Origin of the sequence: Streptomyces catenulae (assembly GCF_000718015.1) — a bacterium.
Lineage (GTDB): Bacteria > Actinomycetota > Actinomycetes > Streptomycetales > Streptomycetaceae > Streptomyces > Streptomyces catenulae.
Map to the genome: position 1 here is coordinate 16474 of NZ_JODY01000025.1, position 19809 is coordinate 36282.

At 74.1% G+C, this 19809-nt stretch carries 22 protein-coding genes; 15 read left to right on the forward strand and 7 right to left on the reverse strand.

Translation table 11 applies throughout. The features are described 5' to 3' along the window. Nucleotides 1–26: 26 nt before the first annotated feature. The 5 genes from IF23_RS35515 to IF23_RS0121080 all read right to left on the reverse strand — a co-directional run bounded on the left by IF23_RS35515 (nt 27) and on the right by IF23_RS0121080 (nt 6135). Nucleotides 27–794 carry a Pycsar system effector family protein gene (locus IF23_RS35515; RefSeq protein ID WP_342667929.1) on the reverse strand — a complete coding sequence of 256 codons (768 nt, stop codon included), beginning with the start codon at nt 792–794 and terminating at the stop codon, nt 27–29. After that, a complete protein-coding gene (locus IF23_RS0121065) occupies nt 761–1732 on the reverse strand; it encodes a hypothetical protein (RefSeq protein ID WP_051739765.1) in 972 nt (323 codons plus the stop codon). The genes IF23_RS35515 and IF23_RS0121065 overlap by 34 nt, the downstream gene beginning before the upstream one ends. Then, nucleotides 1729–3789 carry a hypothetical protein gene (locus tag IF23_RS0121070; protein ID WP_157848049.1) on the reverse strand — a complete coding sequence of 687 codons (2061 nt, stop codon included), beginning with the start codon at nt 3787–3789 and terminating at the stop codon, nt 1729–1731. The genes IF23_RS0121065 and IF23_RS0121070 overlap by 4 nt, the downstream gene beginning before the upstream one ends. A 158-nt stretch (nt 3790–3947) precedes the next feature. Continuing rightward, a complete protein-coding gene (locus IF23_RS0121075) occupies nt 3948–5111 on the reverse strand; it encodes a hypothetical protein (protein WP_342667930.1) in 1164 nt (387 codons plus the stop codon). Nucleotides 5112–5346: 235 nt separating this feature from the next. Then, complete coding sequence (locus IF23_RS0121080) at nt 5347–6135, reverse strand: ATP-grasp domain-containing protein (RefSeq protein ID WP_030285937.1); 789 nt, start codon at nt 6133–6135, stop codon at nt 5347–5349. Nucleotides 6136–6478: 343 nt separating this feature from the next. Between IF23_RS0121080 and IF23_RS0121085 the strand changes: the two genes are divergently transcribed. From IF23_RS0121085 to IF23_RS0121105, 5 genes are all read left to right on the forward strand, one after another. Beyond that, on the forward strand, nt 6479–7069 hold the full coding sequence (locus IF23_RS0121085; RefSeq protein WP_078654141.1) for an Lrp/AsnC family transcriptional regulator: 591 nt from the start codon (nt 6479–6481) through the stop codon (nt 7067–7069). 323 nt (nt 7070–7392) lie between these two features. Next, complete coding sequence (gene ddaH, locus IF23_RS0121090; RefSeq protein ID WP_051739777.1) at nt 7393–8163, forward strand: dimethylargininase; 771 nt, start codon at nt 7393–7395, stop codon at nt 8161–8163. Then, nucleotides 8163–9401 carry an ornithine--oxo-acid transaminase gene (gene rocD, locus IF23_RS0121095; protein ID WP_030285943.1) on the forward strand — a complete coding sequence of 413 codons (1239 nt, stop codon included), beginning with the start codon at nt 8163–8165 and terminating at the stop codon, nt 9399–9401. Before ddaH ends, rocD begins: the two co-directional genes overlap by 1 nt. 187 nt (nt 9402–9588) lie before the next feature. Further along, nucleotides 9589–9822 carry a hypothetical protein gene (locus tag IF23_RS0121100; protein ID WP_030285945.1) on the forward strand — a complete coding sequence of 78 codons (234 nt, stop codon included), beginning with the start codon at nt 9589–9591 and terminating at the stop codon, nt 9820–9822. 73 nt (nt 9823–9895) lie between these two features. After that, a complete protein-coding gene (locus tag IF23_RS0121105) occupies nt 9896–11074 on the forward strand; it encodes a flotillin family protein (protein WP_030285947.1) in 1179 nt (392 codons plus the stop codon). Between the two features lie 128 nt (nt 11075–11202). Here IF23_RS0121105 and IF23_RS0121110 read toward each other — a convergent pair whose 3' ends face one another. Further along, a complete protein-coding gene (locus IF23_RS0121110; RefSeq protein WP_030285949.1) occupies nt 11203–11679 on the reverse strand; it encodes a MarR family winged helix-turn-helix transcriptional regulator in 477 nt (158 codons plus the stop codon). A gap of 268 nt (nt 11680–11947) precedes the next feature. Here IF23_RS0121110 and IF23_RS0121115 point away from each other — a divergent pair, with 268 nt between their 5' ends. The 4 genes from IF23_RS0121115 to IF23_RS0121130 all read left to right on the forward strand — a co-directional run bounded on the left by IF23_RS0121115 (nt 11948) and on the right by IF23_RS0121130 (nt 14704). Next, nucleotides 11948–13171 carry a cytochrome P450 gene (locus IF23_RS0121115; protein ID WP_030285951.1) on the forward strand — a complete coding sequence of 408 codons (1224 nt, stop codon included), beginning with the start codon at nt 11948–11950 and terminating at the stop codon, nt 13169–13171. 128 nt (nt 13172–13299) lie between these two features. Beyond that, the gene (locus IF23_RS0121120; protein WP_030285955.1) at nt 13300–13509 is read left to right on the forward strand and encodes a ferredoxin; all 210 of its coding nucleotides are present in this window, start codon (nt 13300–13302) and stop codon (nt 13507–13509) included. A gap of 58 nt (nt 13510–13567) precedes the next feature. Further along, nucleotides 13568–14140, forward strand: coding sequence for a PadR family transcriptional regulator (locus tag IF23_RS0121125; RefSeq protein ID WP_030285957.1), 573 nt, complete (start codon nt 13568–13570; stop codon nt 14138–14140). A 210-nt stretch (nt 14141–14350) separates the two neighbouring features. Continuing rightward, nucleotides 14351–14704, forward strand: coding sequence for a hypothetical protein (locus tag IF23_RS0121130; protein WP_030285959.1), 354 nt, complete (start codon nt 14351–14353; stop codon nt 14702–14704). A 10-nt stretch (nt 14705–14714) separates the two neighbouring features. Here the strand turns inward: IF23_RS0121130 and IF23_RS0121135 are convergent, their stop codons facing one another. Continuing rightward, on the reverse strand, nt 14715–15617 hold the full coding sequence (locus tag IF23_RS0121135; RefSeq protein ID WP_051739767.1) for a helix-turn-helix transcriptional regulator: 903 nt from the start codon (nt 15615–15617) through the stop codon (nt 14715–14717). 139 nt (nt 15618–15756) lie between these two features. Between IF23_RS0121135 and IF23_RS0121140 the strand changes: the two genes are divergently transcribed. The 6 genes from IF23_RS0121140 to IF23_RS0121165 all read left to right on the forward strand — a co-directional run bounded on the left by IF23_RS0121140 (nt 15757) and on the right by IF23_RS0121165 (nt 19715). Then, nucleotides 15757–16812, forward strand: coding sequence for an NAD(P)-dependent alcohol dehydrogenase (locus IF23_RS0121140; protein ID WP_030285963.1), 1056 nt, complete (start codon nt 15757–15759; stop codon nt 16810–16812). Between the two features lie 213 nt (nt 16813–17025). Continuing rightward, entirely contained in the window at nt 17026–17196 is a 171-nt protein-coding gene (gene rpmF, locus IF23_RS0121145; RefSeq protein WP_030285965.1) for a 50S ribosomal protein L32, read from the forward strand. 287 nt (nt 17197–17483) lie between these two features. After that, on the forward strand, nt 17484–18002 hold the full coding sequence (locus IF23_RS34505) for an LAETG motif-containing sortase-dependent surface protein (protein WP_051739768.1): 519 nt from the start codon (nt 17484–17486) through the stop codon (nt 18000–18002). 25 nt (nt 18003–18027) lie between these two features. Beyond that, entirely contained in the window at nt 18028–18714 is a 687-nt protein-coding gene (locus IF23_RS0121155) for an RNA polymerase sigma factor (protein WP_030285969.1), read from the forward strand. Then, the gene (locus tag IF23_RS32215; RefSeq protein ID WP_051739769.1) at nt 18711–19256 is read left to right on the forward strand and encodes a hypothetical protein; all 546 of its coding nucleotides are present in this window, start codon (nt 18711–18713) and stop codon (nt 19254–19256) included. The genes IF23_RS0121155 and IF23_RS32215 overlap by 4 nt, the downstream gene beginning before the upstream one ends. A 162-nt stretch (nt 19257–19418) precedes the next feature. Further along, complete coding sequence (locus tag IF23_RS0121165) at nt 19419–19715, forward strand: type II toxin-antitoxin system VapB family antitoxin (protein ID WP_004943146.1); 297 nt, start codon at nt 19419–19421, stop codon at nt 19713–19715. Nucleotides 19716–19809: the final 94 nt, after the last annotated feature.

A 19809-nucleotide genomic window follows, 5' to 3' on the forward strand; every position in this document is an offset into this window, starting at 1 on the left:
AGGGTTCTCGGCAGTCCGCTGGCGTCTCACCACGGTCGCAGCACGGCCACGAGCTGCGGGAGGGCGACGAGCAGCAGCACCGAACCGGTCTCGATCCAGCGGTACTTGACGCGGACGATCTCGCTGGTGCGCCGCAGGGCGGCCAGCCGCGGCGCCACCGGATCACGGAGCGAACGCGCGACGGCCCGCCCCAACCGCTCCCCGCGCAACGCCGCCACCTGCTCGAAGTACCCGGGCCCGGCATCCCCGTCCGCCCGCCCCTTCCGCCGCCGCGGCGCGAGCGCCCCCACGAAGCACCCGACGGCCAGCAGCGCGGTCCCCACGGCACTCCACCACCCGACCGCGCCCCCGGCCCCGGCCCCGGCCCCCGCGGGAACGCTCGGCACCCCCCGGGTCACCGTCACGAACACCCCGAGCACCGCCCCCAGAAACCCGAGCAGAACGGCGGCCTTGGTGTCGGCACGGGTGAGTTCCGTGGTGTTGGCGGCGAGGAGGTGGTCGGTGGCGGCGGCGATGTCCGCAGCACGGGGGCGCGCCCGGTGAGGACGGTGCCCGTACGACAGCGTCCCGTAGGAGCCCGCCCTGCGCGCTCCCGTGGTGGCTCCGGTCCGGACCCGTCGCGCCCCGGGGCGCCGGACCGCCGGGCGGCCCGCGGGCGACCGGGTGGGAGAGGGGCGGGCGGCAGCCACCCGCAGCGTCGCACGGCGGCCACGGCCCGCGCCCCGCCCGTACCCGCCGGACCGTGTCCCCGGCACGGCCCTCACAACGTCTTCCCTCCCGCCCCTACGGGCCACCCGTTGGCGCCGGGGTGGACCGGGCCGCCCCTCTTCGGGTCGGGGACCTTGCGGCCCAATGCCGTGAGGCGGTCACGGACCAGGTCCGACAGCGCCTTCTTCTCCTGCTCCGACAGGTTCCCCAACAGCGCGGCCATACCGTCCTCCCAGTCGGCCTCGGCGCGCAGCAGCCGCTGGTTGTCGACCGCCCAGCTCAGGACCCGTTCGATCTGGTCCGGGTGGCGTACCAGCCACAGCGCCGCGAGCGTCACCGGACCGCTGCGCACCGCCCGGGCGCAGAAGTCGTAGTCCGCCGTGCCGTTGGCCGACCAGGAGAACGGCAGCACCGCGTCCGCGACCCGGCCCAGCCGCAGTTCGCCGGCGACAGCGCGGGGCGAGACATCGGTGACCCGGTAGCTCAGCCCGGCCTCTGACAGCGTCTCGGTGCCGCCGAGCCGACTCAGCACCTCCGCGGCGTCCAGCCCGCGCCCCGTCCCCTCATATGTGCTCTGGAGGTTCTGCAGCCGCTGTTCGAGGTCCCGGCGCACGGTGCCCCAGCCGTGCCGGGTACGGGCACGCACCACCTGCTGGGGATCGTGCACCCACCACGTGGCGTGGACGTCCACCGGCTCGGTGCCGTACGCCGTCGGCAGTCCGACGTCGCGGACACCGCTCTCCTCGGTGAGCCGTACGTGGAAGGCGCTCTCGTAGCCGCCGCGCACCCGAACCGGCGGGGCGCTCTCCTGCACGACACACGGCCCCTCGGACGCCCCTTCCGCCCCGCGCGCCCGCCCCCGTCGTGCGGTCAGCACGTGGTAGCCGCCCTCGCGGTCGCACAGCACCAGGGCCCGGTCCCGCCGCCCCGACCAGCGGTGGCGCAGGATCTCCCGCCATGGCGCGTGCGGGGCCTGGGTGTACACGGGGCCGTGCTGCGCGGCTGCGGTCTGTTCGGACGTCATACGGCGCTCCTCTGCGCGGTCGTACCGGGATCGGTGGGCGTCCGCCCGTGGCGCCAGGACTCCAGCGCATGGCGGACGAGGGCGTGCACGGGCAACGGATCCGGAAACTGGTCGATGTCCACGAAGAGCCGGAACACCCCACGGGTCATCCGCTGCGCCAAGGCGGTGAGCAACACACCGGTCGGCTCCGGCTCGTCGTCCCAGGAGGCGGAGCGACACCACGCCACCAGCATGTTCCGGGCATGCTCGAAGAGGGCGTCGTCGTCGAGGGCGCGGTGGGTGAGGGCGATGGTGAACTCGGCGAACTCACCGTTCGACACCAACTGCTCACCGAGCCACCGGTGTCCTCCGGGGAACAGCCACGGGAAGAGCCCCTGTACGAAATCCCCGTCGTCGTAGGCGCTGTCCCATTCGACGAGGTGCCGCATCACCAACGTCTGGTTGCCCGAGGAGAAGAGTTCGACGACCGCCCGACGGACATCGGTCTCCGCCGTGTCGGCGTCCGGCTCGGCTCTCCGCCTCCTCGACGCGTCGCGCACGGCGCGCAGCGTCTGAAGGGCGAATTCGGGGCGCGACAAACCGAACTCGGTACCGCAGGTCCGGGCCACCGTGGAGCGGAGCAGCGGTGTGCTGCTCCGGCTCCAGGCGCGGAGCCGGTACTTGATCTCTCCGTCCAGCATCGGATCCTGCGCCGCCATGCCGAGTGCCGCGGCGGCGATGGAACGGCTCGAGGCCCGATCGGAGGCGGCGAGTCCGTGGATGTGGTCCAGTGCGCGGCGGCCACCGCCCCAGCCGACCGCCAAGCCCATGACGCGGCCTACGGAACGGGTCAACTCGTGCTCCCCGCCCACACCGTCCATCCAGTCCGTCAGCAGCGCGGGTAGCTGGCTGTACTGCCGCCAGACGTGTTTGAGGACTTCCTCGGCCTGCCGGTGACGGGTGAAGCGCACCGGCTCCACGGAGTAGCGGTATCCGGTGCCCGTCCGGATCTCCCGCTGCGCGGACTCCGCGCGCACCTTCCGCATGAGTTCGTCGAGCGAGCGGCGGAAGACGAACTTCGGGTTGGGGCCCGTCGGGGGCGGCACGGCACAGCCGGTGGACTCCTCCCGGCCCCCGTCCCGCAGAACCGGGTCCAACCGGCCCTCCGCCAGTTCCAGCAGCCGCTCGGCCTGCTCGCGGACGATGCGGTGGTCCAAGCCCTCAAATACGCAGAGGGCGAGGAGGAAGGCGAGCGCGTCGGGGTCCTCACGGGCTTTCTTGACCAGTTCAGGGGCCTCGTCGCAGGCCCGGTAGCTCAGACGGCTGCGGAGATCGGTGGCACCGGGGACGCTCGGCCCCTCCCCCGACTCGACCACCGTCTCCACGAGTTCCGCGACCTCCGAAGGAACCAGCGGATTCGCCAGCAACTCGTCCAGCACCCCCGTCTCCAGGGAGGCGAGCAAGCGGGAGCGCGCGGCCGGTTCCGGTACCGCCGCCGCGAAGCGGGCGTCGAAGACGGCGCGGGGCGGGGGCGGTGCGCACAGCCTCGGTGTGAGGTCGAGGTCGCGCATCAACCCACGGACCAACTCGGGCTCATCCGGCAGGACCACGACCATCCGCGCCCGCGCCTCCTCCAGCATCCGCTTCAGCGCGCCCACCGTGCCGCGGCCGAGCGGTTGCTGACCGATCAGGCCGTCCACCAGATAGCCGCGTGCCGCGTCCTTCTTCCCCGGACGCCAGGCCGCGAGGTTCACATCGCGGTCCACAGCGCGCAGTTCCCTCGAATCGCTGTGCCGCAGCAGGAGGTTGATGGCCACGGTGCGGCGCCCGACCCCGGCCTCGCCCGTGAGGAACAGCAGCCCCGAGTCCAGTTCCCGTAGCGCGTCCTCGAACCACTCGGGCTCCGCGAAGCCCCATTCGGCCGCGTCGATCTCCGCCGAGGAGACCGGCCCCTCGTGGGACTCCACCAGCCGCTCACCGTGCGACGGGCCGCCGATCCGGTTCTCGGCGTGCTGGCCGCCGTGCACCGTACCGTTGTTGATGTTGGCCTGCGGCGCGAGGACGAAGGAGTGGAACACCCCGCCACTCGGCGGCCACCCGGTCTCCGGCGCGCCCGGGCCGTACGGATCGATCGGACCGGCCGAAGCCGCACCTGTGGCTTCGCCCGTGTGTGCCTCCGTCCCGCCGACGCCACCGGGGCGGTCGGCTCCGCCGCCCTCCTCCGGCGCCGCCCCCATCACTCCCCCCCACGCTTGTCACCATGGACGACATCCCCCATCGCCCCGTGGACCGTCCCCGCTTTGCGGCCCGCCACGTAGTCACCCGCGATGTGGTTCCCGGCCACCTTGTCGCCGCGGACGTGGTCGCCCTCGGTGTAGTCGCCCGCCGCTTCGACGTTGCGGACGTTCTGGCCGCCGTGCACCGTCCCCAGGTTGAGGTTGCCGCGCTCGGCGGCGTACGTCACCGAGCTTCCGGTGCCCGCGTCCGCACGGTCCGCGCGGGGCCCGGGACGGTCCGCCCCCGGGGCGGCATCCCGGCCCGCGCCCGGGGCGGCGCTCCGGTCGGCCCGGGCGGCGTTCCGGGCGCCGTGTCCGTCCGGATCCCGCCGTGCCCCGGTGACCTCCTCGCCGAGGATGCGGGGGTCGTAGAGGTTCCCGGACGGCGCGGGGACGTACAGCCAGGCGCGCTGGGCGAACGGCTTGCCCTCGACGGTCGCCGGGACCTCCAGGAAGTGGTCGAGGTGGCGCCCCGTGTAGCCACCGGCCACCGCGTCCTGGTAGCAGCGGTCGGAGAGGATCGCCGCGACCTGGGTGACGTTCTCGCTGGACGCGGCGAGCATCGCCTTGACGGGCACGGAGTCCAGCAGCCGGTGGGTGTCGTTGCGCGGGGTGCCGTTGCCGTCGAACTCCGCACCGTCGTCGGGCAGCGGCCCGATGTGCAGGCTCACCCGCAGCCGGATGCGGACCGCGCCCGTGGAGTGGACGTTGAACTCCGCCAGGACCTCCTGGAGCGTGTTCAGCCAGGGGTGGATGAGGAACGGCATCCGCGCCGGGTCGAACCCGAAGACGTAGCCGTCGCCCGTGGGCGCCGGGAACCGCCGCTCCCGCCACACCTCGGCGAGCCCGGCGCGTTCGAACGACACCTCCAGCAGCTGCGGCACGGTCTGGCTGATCACCCCGTGCTGCACCGCCGGATACCCGGTGAAGTCCTTGGCGTCGACGGCCACCACACCCCGGTACGGCGGCAGCGCACGGCTGTACGCGTGCGGGGTGACGCCGTACGCGGCGAAGTCCCGTACGGGGAGGCCGCCGGGGCTCGCGGCTCCGTCCGGGGCGGGTTCCTGGTTCCGCGGGGTGCGGTCGTCCGGGCTCTGCGGTGCGGGGTGCTGGGGCGCGGTCATGGCTCTCCTCGGCTCTGCTCGCCTGCGGGTCGGCGCGGACCGCGCCGGTCCCGGCGGCGTCCGCGTGCCCCGAGCCTTCCGGGAGAGCGCGCGGGGCTCCGCGCCCCGAGTGCAGAGCGGACGTGAGCTGCGCCACAGCGAGCCGCCCCGCGGACCGGATCGGACCGAACTGGATCAGATCGGATCGGTCCGGTCCGGATCGGTCCGGCCCCTACGGCAGCCCCCACCGCACCCCCTACTCGCCCCTCCGCCCCACCAGCCCCACCAGCGCCTCCGGGGCGCCCTGTTGGCCGCGGACTCCGGGGAAGGCGTTGATGTCGACGATGACCGGGGAGCCGTCGCCCGTGTCCAGGAGGTCTACGCCGTAGATGTCGAGGGCGAAGAGGTCGCCGATGCGGTGGACCAACTCCGGCCAGCGAGGCGGTAGTTGGTGCAGCGGGACGGTGGTGGGGGCGCTGCGGCCGTCGGGGGACAGTTCGGAGCGGCGGACGGCGGCGAAGAGTTGGCCGCCGATCGCCCACAGTTTGTGGTCCCAGCCGGGGTTCGGGGTGAACTCCTGGACGACGACGGGCTCGTCGGGCCATGCCGCGGCGAGGCGTCGCAGGTCGGCGGCGGTGTCGGCGCGGGCGACGAGGTCGCCGCGGCGGCTGCGGCGGCTCTTGACGACCAGCGGGGCGGGCGGCTCCCCGGCTGCCGCCAGCGGTCCGAGCCGGTCCAGCGTCCGGGTCGCCGCGAACGGCAGCCCCGCCGCCCGCGCCCGCTCCGCCATCTCCGTACGGTCCTGGCACCGCGCGGTCGCCGCGGCGGAGTTGATCACCACCGCGCCGCGCTCCTCCAGCCGCGCGGCGAGCGCCAACGCGCGCGGCGTGTGCGCCTTGAGGAGGTAGACATCGGCGAGGGGGACCTCGGACCCCGGTGCCGCGTCCGGGTCGTACGCCACCACCGTGCCCCGCTCGGCCCACAGCGCCGAGGCTGCCGCCAGCAGCGGATGACCGGGCTTGTCCGTCAGCAGACAGACCCTCATCGCACCCCTCCCGTGTCCCATCCCGAACCCGCCCCGCCCTCGTCCCGAGCCTGTACGACCCCGTATCGGACCCGTACCGAACCTGTACCCGGCGTCGCCCCGATCCCGTACCGGCGTCGCCCCGGTCCCGTACCGGCGTCGCCCCGGTCCCGTCCCGCCGCCCCCGGCCACGGCACCGCGCACCGGGCACGCACCGCGCACACGCCCCCGTACCGCACGGCCCGCGCGCCCCTCCGCACGCTCCGGGCGCCACTTCCACGACGACCGGCGCCGCCCGGCAGTTCCCCGCCCGTCGGTCGTCGCCCCTGGATACCGTGCCCCCACCCACCCGTCAGGAGCCCCCATGACCAGCAAGACCGGCAGGAACGGCGCGTCCCACGGCCCGGCCACCGGCGCCCGGAAGTCGGGCGCGACGTCCGGCGCCCCCCGCCCCGCCTCGTTCGACGAACTCGACCGGAAGATCGTCGCGGCGCTCATCGACAACGCCCGGGCCAGCTTCGCGGAGATCGGTACGGCCATCGGGCTCTCCGCCACCGCGGTGAAGCGGCGGGTCGACCGGCTCCGCGACGCCGAGGTGATCACCGGGTTCACCGCGACCGTGCGGCCCTCGGCGCTGGGGTGGCGGACCGAGGCGTACGTCGAGGTCTACTGCGACAGCGCGGCGCCGCCCCGGCGGCTGGCCGAGGTGGTGCGCAACCATCCGGAGATCGCCGCCGCGATGACCGTCACCGGCGCCGCCGACGCGCTGCTGCACGTGCGGGCCACCGATGTCGCGCACTTCGAGGAGGTGCTGGAGCGGATCCGCGACGAACCCTTCATCCGGAAGACGATCAGCTATCTCGTGCTCTCCCATCTGCTGCCGGACTCCGCGGAGGCGGGCGCCCGGCGGGCGGCGCCCGACGACCCACCGGCCGACGCAACGATCCTGCCCTGAGCGGCCTGATCACGCAGCGATGCTGCGTCCTCGCGCAGCATGTTCGCCTTGTCCCGCGCGTCGGGCGCTCCCTACCGTGGAGAGGTATCCGGCAGTCCCGCGGTCGCCCGCCGCGGGCCGACCGGTCGTGCCCCGTAAGAAGCGGAGGTTCTGCCGTGCCGATGAGTCCTGCGCCCGCCCCGAAGAGCCACGAGCCCGCACCGCCCACCGCGCCCACCGCCGGGACGGCCGTGGCGACGCCCCCCACCGCCGCCGACGCCCTGCGCGCCACCGTCGACGCGCTCCCCGCACCCCGCCGCACCGCCCGGCAGCGCCGCTTCCTGATGTGCCCGCCGGAGCACTTCGACGTCCGCTACGCCATCAACCCCTGGATGAGCGGCGACGCGCCCGTCGACACCGCGCGCGCCGCCCGGCAGTGGGAGACGCTGGCCGCCGCCTACCGGGCGCACGGCCACACCGTCGACACGATCACCCCCGAACCGGACCTGCCCGACATGGTCTTCGCCGCCAACGCGGCGCTCTGTCTGCACGGCAAGGTCTTCGGTTCGTCCTTCCACGCCCCGGAGCGCCGCCCGGAGTCCGCCGCGTACGAGAAGTGGTTCGCGGCGGACGGGCAGCCGGTGCGCCGCCCGGAGTCGTCGTGCGAGGGCGAGGGCGATCTGGTGCCGGTCGGCGGGCTGATCCTGGCCGGTACGGGCTTTCGCACCAGCCGGGCGGCGCACGCCGAGATCCAGGAGTTCTTCGGCGTCCCCACGGTCGCCCTGCACTTGACCGACCCGTACTTCTACCACCTCGACACCGCGCTGTTCGCCCTCGACGACGAGAACGTCGCCTACCTTCCGGAGGCGTTCTCGGCGGGCAGTCGGCAGGTGCTGGAGCGGCTGTTCCCGCGGGCGGTGCGCGCCACCCGCGACGACGCGATGGCGTTCGGCCTCAACTCCGTCTCCGACGGCCGTCATGTCTTCGTCGCCCCGCAGGCCACCGGGCTCGTCGACCGGCTGGCCCAGGAGGGCTATGTCCCCGTCCCCGTCGACCTGTCGGAGTTCCACAAGGCCGGCGGCGGCATCAAGTGCTGCACCCAGGAGATCCGCTGATGACCGCTCCCGCACAGACCGGCCCCGCCGCCGGTGCCGCCCCCTCGTCCGCGTCCGTCATCGCCGCCGAGGCGCCCGTCCTCGCGCACAACTACCACCCGCTGCCGGTGGTCGTGGCGCGCGCCGAGGACGTCTGGGTGGAGGACGTCGAGGGCCGCCGCTACCTCGACATGCTGGCCGGGTACTCCGCCCTCAACTTCGGCCACCGCCACCCGGCGCTGACCGCCGCCGCCCACCGCCAGCTCGACGCGCTGACGCTGACCTCGCGCGCCTTCCACCACGACAGGCTCGCCTCGTTCGCCGCCGGGCTCGCCCGCCTCACCGGTCTGGACATGGTCCTGCCGATGAACACCGGCGCCGAGGCGGTGGAGAGCGGCATCAAACTGGCCCGCAAATGGGCGTACGAGGTCAAGGGCGTCCCGGCGGATCAGGCGACGATCGTGGTGGCCGCGGACAACTTCCACGGCCGCACCACCACGATCGTCAGCTTCTCCACCGACCCGGTCGCCCGCGACGGCTTCGGCCCGTTCACCCCGGGCTTCCGCGTCGTCCCCTACAACGACCTGGCCGCCCTGGAGGCGGCGATCGACGAGACCACCGCCGCGGTGCTGATCGAGCCGATCCAGGGCGAGGCGGGCGTCATGATCCCGGACGACGGCTATCTCACCGGCGTCCGCGAGATCACCCGGCGCCACGGCTGCCTCTTCGTCGCCGACGAGATCCAGTCCGGGCTGGGCCGCACCGGCCGCACCCTCGCCGTCGACCACGAGGACGTCGTCCCGGACGTGCTGCTGCTGGGCAAGGCGCTCGGCGGCGGCATCGTGCCGGTCTCCGCCGTCGTCGCCCGGCGCGACGTGATGGAGGTGCTGCGCCCCGGCGAACACGGTTCGACGTTCGGCGGCAACCCGCTGGCCGCCGCCGTCGGTTCCGCCGTCGTCGATCTGCTGGCCACCGGCGAGTACCAGCGCCGCGCCGCGGAGCTGGGCGTGGTGCTGCGCGAGGGCCTGTCCGCCCTCACCGGCCGCGGCGTCGTCGCGTTCCGCTCCCGCGGCCTGTGGGCGGGCATCGACGTGGACCCGGCCCTCGGCACCGGCCGCCACATCAGCGAACTCCTCATGGCCGAGGGCATCCTCGTCAAGGACACCCACGGCTCCACCATCCGCCTCGCCCCGCCCCTGACGATCACCCGCGAGGACCTGGAATCGGCCCTCGGCTCCCTGGCGAAGGTCCTCGGCTGACCCCGCTTCGTACGAACGGACGCGGCCCGGCGGGTGATCCCCACCGGGCCGCACCTGCTGCCGGGGCCGGTCCGCCCGCGTCAAGGTCGGGTAATGCCGCCGTTCGGGGACGCTCCGGCGCGGGTGGCGGGGCGGGGTGGGGGCTAAGGTCGGCTGCAGGACCAGCAAGGCGAGGGGGAAGCCGTCGATGGCGCGGGACGAGGCCGTGATCGGCTGCATCGGGGTGTTGCTCATCGGCACCCGGGGTGCGGCCGGGCCCGGTGAGGTCCAGGTGCGGGTCAGGGGCGGGTCCGAGACGTTTCTGGCCTGGTCGGCGGAGCCGCTGGTGACCGGCACGGAGGTGCTGGTGATCGCCTCGCGCGGCACCCGGCAGGTGGATGTCCTCGCCTGGTCCGACCCGTTGGACGCGCTGAACGGTTAGGGAGCCTCCGTTCGCGTGCGCCCCGCGCCGCGGACCGGCCCCGGACCGGCGGCACCGGTTGAGGAGACGAGAGATGTTCGGTTACCGCGTACCGGCCCCGGATGAGGCCATGTTGATCTCGGGCGGTCGGCGGGGGCACGGCGACGCCCCGTTCCGCGTGGTGATCGGCCACGGCAAGTTCGTGCTGCCGGTCTTCCGCAAGACCCGGTTTTTGACGTTGGCGATGTGCGAGTCGGAGGTCGCCGAGACCTGTGTGACGAAGCAGGGCATCGCGCTGACCGTGCGCGCCGTGATCGCGTTCAAGGTCGGCAACGACACCGAGTCGATCGTCAACGCCGGGCAGCGCTTCCTGTCCGACCAGGACCAGATGTCCGTACTGACCGGCCGGATCTTCGCCGGTCATCTGCGGTCCATCATCGGCTCGATGACCGTCGAGGAGATCGTCACCGAACGGCAGAAACTCGCCACCGAGGTGCTGGAGACCTCGAAGACGGAGATGGCGAAGATCGGTCTGATCGTCGACTCGTTGCAGATCCAGTCGATCGACGACGGCGAGACCGGCTACATCGAGGCGATGTCCGCGCCGCACAAGGCCGCCATCCAGCGGCAGGCGCAGATCGCGCAGGCCAAGGCCACCCAGGCGTCGGCCGAGGCGCAGCAGGAGGCGGCGCGGAACCAGGCCGAGTACTCCCGGCAGACCGCGGTGGTCCAGGCGCAGTACAACGCCGAGGTCGACCGGGCCCAGGCACAGGCCGCGCAGGCGGGTCCGCTGGCCGAGGCGCACGCCCAGCAGGAGGTGCTGGCCGCCCGTACGGAGCTGGCCGAGCGGGCCGCGTCGCTGCGCCAGCAGGAGCTGGTCGCGGAGGTCGTGAAGCCCGCCGAGGCGGAGGCGGAGCGGATCCGGCTGCTGGCGCTGGCCGACGCGGAGCGGATGAAGATCCAGGCGGAGGCGGCGGCGTCGTACGACCGGGTGGCGCTGGACCGGATGCTGATCGACCAGCTGCCGCAGATCGTCAAGGAGGCGTCGGCGGGTCTGTCCGGCGCCAACGTCAACGTCCTCAACGGCGCGGACGGCCTCGGCGAGATCGCCGCCGGTCTGGTCGGTCAGGGTCTGACCATCCTCGACTCGGTCCGCCGCAACCTGGGCGCGTCCGAGACCACCGGCGAGCAGTCCGGCGACGCCCGCCCCCGTACGGGTGCCTCGTCCGACTCCCGCCGCCCGGAGGACGACGGCCGGATCGGGATCGAGTAGCCGACACCCGGAAAACTCCCGGAAACCCCCGGCCCCCGGAACCTCGCTGATCTGCCCTGTTCGGTCCCGTACGGCTCTTCCCGTACGGGGCCGAACCCGTAGGGGATCGACGGCGTGCGGGACGCCGTTCAGCCCGCTCCCGCCTCCCGCTCCCGTACGTGTTCGGTGAGCCGGTTCAGGACCTCGGCGGTGATCGCCACATCGCGGGCGTCGAAGCCGTCGAGGGCCTTGTGGAGGGTGAGTTGGCGGGCCTCCTGGAGGCGGCCGAGGACCGTGCGGCCGTGCTGGGTGATGGCGACCTGGCGGGCCCGCCGGTCGAGCGGGTCCGGGGTGCGGGCGACGAGTTCCTCCGCCGCCAACCGGCCGATCTGGCGGGTGACATGGGACGGCTCGACCATCAGGTGGTCCGCCAGATCGCCGACCCGGCTCACGCCCCCGACGCCGTCCAGCGCCATCAGCAGCCACAGGTCCGACCGCCGGGCCGAGACCCCGGCCCGCTCGGCGAGGCGTTCGTGCGCCTGGGAGCGGGTGAGCAGGTAGGACAGCATGACCAGCGCGCGTTGCAGCGCGACGACAGGGTCCTGGTCCGGCGCGGGATCCGACATGCAGGAACCCTAGCGGTCCCCCGCCAACCGCCCCTTACCGCGCGGGAATCGGCCACCGCCGATGCGGCCGGAATGCACCCTTACGCCCCTGGCGCGGGCGCGTTAGCGTGACCCCCGATAGTTGCTTTAGTCAGGTAACAGTCGAGGCGCGGGCACCACCGCGACCGGTCGGCCGACCCCCACACCGACCGGCCGCCGCCCGCGCACCGATGGCGTCACCCGCACCGTTCACCGCGGCGCCCCGTGCCCGAACGTGGAAGGACCCGCCATGACGACCGCACCCCACACCGACCCCGCAACGACCTCGGCCCCCTTCGCCGTCCCCGCCACCCGCGCGCCCGGCTGCCCCTTCGACCCGGCGCCCGCCGTCGACCGCGCCCGCCAGGAGGCGCCCGTCACCCGGGCCACCCTGTGGGATGGCTCGCCCGTCTGGCTGGTCACCCGCCACCAGGACGTCCGCGCCGTCCTGGGAGACCCGCGGTTCAGCGCGGACGCCAACAGGCCCGGCTTCCCCTTCCTCACCGCCGGTGCCCGGGTGCTCGCCGAGGACACCACGTTCAGCTTCATCCGCAAGGACGACCCGGAGCACGCCCGGCTGCGCCGGATGCTGACCGCCGACTTCATGATCAAGAAGGTGGAGGCGATGCGGCCGCAGGTGCAGGAGATCACCGATGACCTCCTGGACCGGATGACCGACGGCCGCACCTCCGCCGACCTCGTCACGGAGTTCGCCCTGCCGCTGCCGTCCCTGGTGATCTGCCTGCTGCTCGGCGTCCCGTACGAGGACCACGCGTTCTTCCAGGAGCGCAGCCGCGTCCTGCTCACCCTCCGCTCCACCCCCGACGAGGTCCGCACCTCGCAGAACGAACTCCTCGACTACCTCACGCGGTTGGCGGCGAAGAAGCGGAAGGAGCCGGACGACGGGATCATCAGCCGCCTGGTCGCCCGCGGGGAACTCTCCGACGAGGCCATCGCCGGGATGGGCCGCCTGCTGCTCATCGCCGGTCACGAGACCACCGCGAACATGACCGCCCTCGGCACCCTCGCCCTGCTGCGCAACCCGTCCCAGCTGGAGCTGCTGCGCACCGAACCCTCCCTGATCAAGGGGGCGGTGGAAGAGTTGCTGCGCTATCTGACGATCATCCACAACGGCGTACCGCGCACCGCCACCGAGGACGTCACCGTCGGCGGGACCACCGTCCGGGCGGGCGAGGGCGTGCTCTGCACCCTGAACGCCGCCAACCGCGACGAGGCCGTCTTCCCCGGCGGCGACGCCCTCGACGTGACCCGCGACGCCCGCCTCCACGTCGCGTTCGGCTTCGGCATCCACCAGTGTCTGGGCCAGCCGCTGGCCCGGATCGAGATGCAGATCGCCCTGGAGACGCTGCTGCGCCGCCTGCCGGACCTGCACCTCGCGATCCCCTTCGAGGAGGTCCCGTTCCGCCACGACATGGGCATCTACGGCGTCCACGCCCTCCCGGTCGGCTGGTGACCGGGCGCCCTCCGGCCCCGCACCCCGCCAACTCTCCGGCCGCGTACGGCACTTCGACCCGTCGCGCCGCCGCACGACCCACCGGCACCGGGCGGCCCGCCGCCCGGCCCCACCCGAGGAGCAACGTCATGCGAGTCACCGTCGACCAGGACAAGTGCTGCGGCGCCGGCAGCTGTGTGCTGTCCGCACCGGACGTCTTCGACCAGCGCGACGAGGACGGCATCGTGGTCCTCCTCGACGCCCGGCCCCGCGCCGAGCTGCACGAGGCGGTCCGCGAGGCGGCCGCGGTCTGCCCCGCGGCCGCCATCGCCCTGGAGGAGGCCACCGAACGCGTCTGACCGGGCGGGGCGGGCCGTCCTCCGGCGGCCCGCCCCGCCGCGTCCGAGAGGAGTCGCGATGACCCTGCGGCACGCCGTGCTCGCCGCACTGCTGGACGGGGAGTGCAGCGGCTACGAACTGGCCAAGGAGTTCGACACCCGCGTCGCCAACTTCTGGTACGCCCGCCCCCAGCAGCTCTACACCGAACTGTCCGGGCTGGAGCGGGACGGCCTGGTCACCGGCCGTCAGGTGGTGCAGGAGATGCGCCCGAACAAGCGGCTGTTCACGGTCACCGAGGCGGGCATCGGCGAGCTGCACCGGTTCGCCGCCGCCACCGTCCGGCCGTCCTTCCTCCGCGACGACCTGCTGGTCAAGGTGCAGGCCGTGGACCGCTTACCGGCCGCCCCGGTGATCGCCCAGCTCACCGAGCGGGCCCGGATCGCCGCCGGGCGCACCGAGATCTTCGACCGGGTCCTGGAACGGCTCCGCGGCGACCTCGACGAGGCGACCTTCCTGCTCCGGGGCACCCGTATCGGCCCGTATCTGACCTGTCTGCGCGGTCTCGCCTTCGAACGCGAGACCCGCGCCTGGTGCGAACGGATCGCGGCGGTGCTCCGCAGCCGGGAGACCGCGGCGCGCCCGGCGACCTGACGGCCACGTCCCGACGGCGGCACCGGCCCGCCCCGCCGCCCGGCCGGGGCGCCGCCGCCCGCGCCGGGCGCCGCCACCGTACGGCTGTCGGGCCCGGGCACTCCTTCGTGTGATGCGGCCCGGGGGCGCACATCTCCCCGTACCGCGTGGGCAGTTCCTCCCGGTACGCGCCCCGCCACGGGGTGCGTCCGTTCCCCGGAAGGAAACCCCATGCGCCTCCGCCACACCGTGGCCGCCGCCCTCGGTGCCCTCGCGCTCACCGTCGCCCTGCCCGCCTCCTCGGCCCAGGCGGCGACCGGCTCGTTCACGTACCTCGTCGACGCCCAGGACGGCGCCGTGCACACGGGGACCCTGGCGGATCCGCCGAGCGGGGTCTGTATGACGCTGCCCGAGGTCGCGCAGGACTGGGTGGCGCCCGCGCACACCCCGCGCAACGACACCGACGACTTCGTGACGGTGTTCTCCGGCGCGGGCTGCGACGGCGACTCCTTCACCCTCCGCCCGGACGGCGGCCACGCCACCGACCGGCTGACGTTCCGCTCGGTGCTCCTGCACCGCCGCTAGACGCCGCCCGCTACGGCCGCGTCTGCACGTCGTCCCCGGTCCGCGCCCCGTCCGCCGCCCCGTCCGGGCGGGGCGGGGCCGGTTCCAGCGCCCAGGAGATGAGCAGCCGCAGCGACTGCGCGGACGGCGAGCCGGGCTCCGCGTGGTAGGTGATCAGCTGCTGGCCGGGGTCGGCGGGCAGGCTCAGCGTCTCGTAGGCGAGGGTCAGGCGGCCGACCACCGGATGGCGCAGCACCTTCGTGCCGAACCCCTTGTCCTGGACGTCGTGCGCGGCCCACAGCCGCCGGAAGTCGTCGCTCTTGAGGGAGAGTTCGCCGATCAGCGAGGCGAGCGCCGGATCGTCCGGGTTGCGTCCGGCGTCCCGCCGCAGATAGCCGACGACATCGGACGCCTTCGCCTCCCAGTTCTCGTACAGCACGCGGGCCGCCGGGTCCAGGAAGACCTGCCAGGCGAGGTTGCGCTCCTTGCGCGGCAGCGCGGGGAAGTCGCCGAGCAGCGCGCAGGCGGGACCGTTCCAGGCGATGAGGTCGAGCCGCCGCCCGATGACGTAGGCGGGCACCGCGTCCATCGTGTCGAGCAGCTGCTGGAAGGCGGGGCGCACCCGCTGCGGGCGGACGGCGGGGCGGGCCCGGCGCGGCAGCGGGCGGGCGAGGTGGGCGAGGTGGTCGCGCTCCGCGCCGGTCAGCCGGAGGGTGTCGCCGATCGCGTCCAGCACCGCCGCGGAGACGTTGCCGACCCGGCCCTGCTCCAGCCGGATGTAGTAGGCGACGCTGACCCCGGCCAGCTGCGCCAGCTCCTCCCGCCGCAGCCCGGGCACCCGCCGTCTGCCGTACTCGGGCAGCCCGACGTCCCCCGGCCGCAGCCGGGCCCGCCGCGAGCGCAGGAACTCGCTCAATTCGGTGCGCTGGTCCATACCCGAAGTATGCGTACGAACCACCGGCTCGGGAAAAGCGTCCGCTCTGCGCTGGGTGTCCCTCCCGGTGGTAGGAACACCGGTCATACGTTGCAGGGGGCACTGGTTACGCCCGGACCGCTCTTGCATCCTCGGGAGCATGACCCACACCTCTGTCGCCGCGTACGCCGCGCCCGCACCGAAGGCACCGCTGGAGCGGACCACCATCCCGCGCCGCGAGCTGGGTGCCCACGACATCCTGATCGACATCAAGTTCGCCGGAATCTGCCACTCCGACATCCACACCGCCCGTGCCGAATGGGGTGAGGGCGGTCACTTCCCGCTCGTCCCCGGCCACGAGATCGCCGGTGTCGTCGCCGCGACCGGCTCCGCCGTCAGCCGCTACGCGGTGGGCGACCGCGTCGGCGTCGGCTGCTTCGTCGACTCCTGCCGCGAGTGCGACAACTGCCGCGCCGGTATCGAGCAGTACTGCACCGGTGACCTGGGCAACGTCGGCACGTACAACAGCGTCGGGCGGGACGGCGAGCCCACCCAGGGCGGCTACTCCACCCACCTCGTGGTGGACGAGAACTACGCCCTGCGCATCCCGGAGAGCATCCCGCTGGACGCCGCGGCGCCGCTGCTGTGCGCCGGGATCACCGTCTACTCGCCGCTGTCCCACTGGAAGGCGGGCCCCGGCAAGAAGGTCGCCGTGGTCGGTCTCGGCGGGCTCGGCCACATGGGCGTCAAGATCGCGCACGCGATGGGCGCCGAGGTGACGGTGCTCAGCCAGTCGCTGCGGAAGAAGGACGACGGGCTGCGCTTCGGCGCCGACGACTACCGCGCGACCTCGGACCCGGCCACCTTCACGGAGCTGGCCGGCACCTTCGACCTGATCATCAACACGGTCTCCGCCGACCTCGACCTCAACGCCTATCTGTCGCTGCTGCGCACCGACGGCACCCTCGTCCAGCTGGGCGTCCCGGAGAAGCCGCTGACCGTCGCGCCGTTCGCGCTGATCGGTGGCCGCCGGTCGTTCGCCGGTTCGCTGATCGGCGGCATCCGCGAGACGCAGGAGATGCTCGACTTCTGCGGTACGCACTCCATAGCCGCCGACATCGAGGTGATCGACGCCGACCGCATCAACGAGGCGTACGAGCGCGTCCTCGCCAGCGATGTGCGCTACCGCTTCGTGATCGACACGTCGACGATCTGACGCGACAGGGCGTACGGGACGGCGGGCCGCACGCGGGCCGCGCCGCGGCTCCCGTACGCCCGCGGACACCTCCGCCCGGGGCGGCCCCACCAGGCCGCCCCGGGCGCTCCCGTATCCGCGGGGTTCCTGCCCACCGGACCCCACATCGAAACGACAGTCATTTTCATATAGCCTCGGGGGGTCCGTCCGCCCCACCCACCGGAGGCTCCTCCCATGGCCGTCCCCAAGCGCAAGCTCTCCCGCAGCAACACCCGCCACCGCCGCGCCCGGTGGAAGGCGACCACGCCCCAGCTGGTCCCGGTGACCGTCGACGGCACCGTCCACCAGGTCCCGCAGCGCCTCGTCCAGGCCTACCGGCGGGGACTGATCAAGCCGCAGGGGTGAGCGGGGGCCCGCCCCGGCACCGGGAGCGGGCGGCGCACACCCCGGCGCCCGACGAGACGGCTCACGCCCCTGACGATGCCGACTCCGGCGTCGCGGCCCGCTCCCGGCGGCGTCCGGCTCCGGCACCACGGCCCGCCCCGACGGCGCCCGCTCCCGCAGCACCACGGCCCGCCCGCCGCCCGCCTCCAGAAAAAACTTTCTCCACACCGGCAACCCCCACCCCCGCCGCACGTCGTGAGGGGTGAGGGCGCCACCGGGCGCCGCCCGTCGACCGTGGAGCAGTACCCGTGACCTTCTTCCGCACCGCCCGCACGCAGTCCGCCGCCCCCGCCGCCCGCGGCCGGATACGCGGCGCCGCCACCGCCGGGCTGCTCGCCGCCTGCGCGCTCACCGCCCTCGCCACGGCCGGTCCCGCGGTCGCCGACGACTCCGCCCCGACCGCCACCCGCCCCTCGCCCAGCGCCACCGAGCCGCCCACCGAGCGCCCGACCGCCGTGCCCTCCACCCCGGGGCGCGACGCGACGCAGCCGCCCTCGACCCGGCCGTCCGCCGAGCCCACCCTGCCCCCCGGCGAGGGCTCGTCCACCGCACCGCGCCCCGAGCCCAGCGTGAGCCGCCCCGGTGACGCGGGCCGCGACGCCTCCTCGACCCCCGCGCCCGCCACGGGCCGGGACGCCTCCGGCAAGGACGAACTGGCCCACACCGGCTCCTCCGAGACCACCACCCTGATCCTGGGCGCGGGCGCCGCCGCCCTGCTCGCCGCCGGCGGTGGCACCCTGTACGCGGTCCGCCGCAACCGGGCCTGACACCTCCCCCCGGTACCAGGAACCGATGGAAACCCTCGTACTCCCGCTCGCCCCGGCCGGGTTCGCCCTGCCGGGGCCGCGGCGTGTCCGGTGGCGGTGGCTGCACCGCGTCGTCGACGCGGCGACCCGCACCGCGACCCGCACCGCCCGGTCCGCGCACACCGCCGAGCCCGCCGCCGTCCCGGGCCACGCCACCCCGTCCGCGTTCGGCACGGGCATGCCGGAGCGGCCGTCGATCGGTGAGCTGTACCACGCGCACCGGCTGGCGATGGTGCGCCTCGCGGTGCTGCTGGTCGACGACCGGGCGACCGCCGAGGACGTCGTCCAGGACGCGTTCACCGCGCTCTGCCGCCGCCACGGCGAACGCCTCGACGAGGTCGACAACGCCCTCGCCTATCTGCGCACCGCCGTCGTCAACGCCGCCCGCTCGGTCCTGCGCCGCCGCCGCAGCGCCCGCAACTACACCCCGCCGCACGAGGCCGACGCCCCCTCCGCCGAGGAACGGATCGTCCTCGACGAGGAGCACCGCGAGGTCCTGGCCGCCCTCGGCAGACTCACCGCCCGCCGCCGCGAGGTCCTCGTCCTGCGGTACTGGGGCGACCTGTCCGAGGCGGAGATCGCCCGCACCCTCGGCATCAGCCGGGGCGCGGTGAAATCCCTCGCCAGCCGCGCCCTGAAGGCGCTGGAGAAAATCCTGGAGGAGCGGTCATGAGCACCGGCGACGACCACCGGACCGCCCGCCCCTCCCCCGGCGGCCCCACCCGCCCCGTCGAGGACCGGCTGCGCGCCGCCCTCGCCGCCCGCGCCGCCACCGTCGAACCCCGCGATCTGCGCCCGGCGGCCGTCCCCCGGGCGGCCCGCCGCACCTCGTGGCTGCGCGGCGCCCCCTGGCGGCGGTTCGCGCTGCCGCTCGCCGCCGCGGCAGCCGCCGCGGCCATCGGGTACGCGGTGTTCGCCCCCGACACCGCGCCGCCGCGCCCGGTGCCCGCCACCACGCCCGACCCGCTGCCGACCCCCACCCACGACAGCCGCCCGAGCCCGTCCCCGTCGGCCCCGGGCACCCAGGAGCCGCCCGGCCCGACCCGTACGGAACAGCCGGACGGCCGCACCGTGTCCCCCCGCGACCTCCCGCCCCGCGGCGCGACCCGCTGGACCCCGAGCACCGAGGGCCGCGCCCCGCGCATCCACGGCAGCCCGTCCGGGACCCCGACGTCCCACCCCTCGGAGTCCCCGACCCCGAGCCGCAGCCCCTAGGGAAGCCCTACGGGACGGTCCGTCCCGGGCGCCGCGGGCACCCCGCCCACACCCCGGCGCACGCCCCCGCGCGCGGGCCCCGGACGCCCCGCACCGGGCCCGGAGTGGCCGATACCCGTGGCACGGCTGGGCCCGCGGCCGCTCGCCCGGTAGGCTTTCCGTGTGATCTTCAAGCGCATCGGAAATGGGCGTCCGTACCCCGACCACGGCCGGGAGAGCACCCGCCAGTGGGCGGATGTCGCCCCGCGCCCGGTACGCCTCGACCAGTTGGTGACGACCAAACAGCAGCTGGACCTGGAAACCCTCCTCGCCGAGGACTCCACGTTCTACGGCGATCTCTTCGCGCACGTCGTGAAGTGGCAGGGCGACCTCTACCTGGAGGACGGCCTGCACCGCGCCGTCCGCGCCGCGCTCCAGCAGCGCCAGGTGCTGCACGCCCGCGTCCTCGAACTGGACTGACGCCCGCCGCCCGGTCCGTTCCGCCGTACGAACGGACCGATTGCCCCTTTCGGGTCGGCTCACCCGGCATCCATTGATCATCTAGTAGGCACGC